Source organism: Streptomyces sp. NPDC059454, assembly GCF_042749965.1.
In the GTDB taxonomy this organism is placed as follows: Bacteria; Actinomycetota; Actinomycetes; order Streptomycetales; family Streptomycetaceae; genus Streptomyces.
This window is the reverse complement of record NZ_JBHYVC010000138.1, coordinates 1-1269: the sequence shown is the minus strand read 5'-3', so window position 1 is coordinate 1269 and position 1269 is coordinate 1. Positions and strand designations below refer to the sequence as shown.

The window sequence follows — 1269 nt, the reverse complement described above, 5'->3', positions numbered from 1 at the left end:
GAAGTACCAGCTCCGCCCCCGCGACTGGGAGACCGCCGAACGCCAGGGCCGCACCATCACCCCCCTCATCACCCGGCTCAACACCATCCGCCGCGAGAACCCGGCCCTGCGGCAACTGCGCGACCTCCACTTCCACCACGCCGACAAGGAGGAGGTCATCGTGTACTCGAAGCGGCGGGGTTCGAACACGGTTCTGGTGGTCGCCAACCTCGACCCCCACCACACCCAGGAGGCCACGGTCTCGTTGGACATGCCGCAGCTCGGCCTGGAACGGCACGAGTCGGTACCGGTGCGTGACGAGCTCACCGGCGAGACCTACCACTGGGGCAGTGCCAACTATGTGCGCCTGGAGCCGGGGGGAGCGCATGTGCTCGTCATCGGCCGGGAGTCCGGGGGGCGGCCCCCGGGTGAGCACAGCAAGGTCCTGCGACCGTCCAGCCCGTCGATCGGAGGGTCACCCACAGCATGATCGTCAACGAACCCGTCCCGGACACCTTCGAGGACACTCCCGCCAAGGACCGGGACCCGGACTGGTTCAAACGAGCCGTCTTCTACGAGGTCCTGGTCCGCTCCTTCCAGGACAGCAACGGTGACGGCATCGGCGACCTGAAGGGTCTGACCGCCAAACTGGACTACCTGCAGTGGCTGGGCGTCGATTGCCTCTGGCTGCCGCCCTTCTTCAAGTCCCCCCTGCGCGACGGCGGCTACGACGTCGCCGACTACACCGCCGTCCTGCCCGACTTCGGCGACCTCGCCGACTTCGTGGAGTTCACCGACGCCGCGCACCAGCGCGGCATGCGGGTGATCATCGACTTCGTCATGAACCACACCAGCGACCAGCACCCGTGGTTCCAGGAGTCGAGGAAGGACCCCGACGGACCGTACGGCGACTACTACGTGTGGGCGGACGACGACAAACAGTTCCAGGACGCGCGGATCATCTTCGTCGACACCGAGGCCTCCAACTGGACGTACGACCCGGTGCGCAAGCAGTACTACTGGCACCGCTTCTTCTCCCACCAGCCGGACCTCAACTACGAGAACCCGGCGGTCCAGGAGGAGATGATCTCCGCGCTGAAGTTCTGGCTGGACCTGGGGATCGACGGCTTCCGCCTCGACGCGGTGCCGTACCTGTACCAGCAGGAGGGGACGAACTGCGAGAACCTCCCGGAGACGCACGCCTTCCTGAAGCGGGTGCGCAAGGAGATCGACACCCAGTACCCGGACACGGTGCTGCTGGCCGAGGCCAACCAGTGGCCGGAGGACGTC

General features: G+C 66.5%; 2 protein-coding genes. Both read left to right on the top strand.

From position 1 onward, the window contains the following. On the top strand, positions 1-469 hold a 469-nt coding region (locus ACFXAE_RS36150), incomplete at its 5' end, for a DUF3459 domain-containing protein (RefSeq protein WP_384723967.1). Next, positions 466-1269, top strand: an 804-nt coding sequence (locus ACFXAE_RS36145; RefSeq protein ID WP_384723965.1) for an alpha-amylase family glycosyl hydrolase, incomplete at its 3' end; no start/stop codon positions are given. The genes ACFXAE_RS36150 and ACFXAE_RS36145, both read left to right, overlap by 4 nt.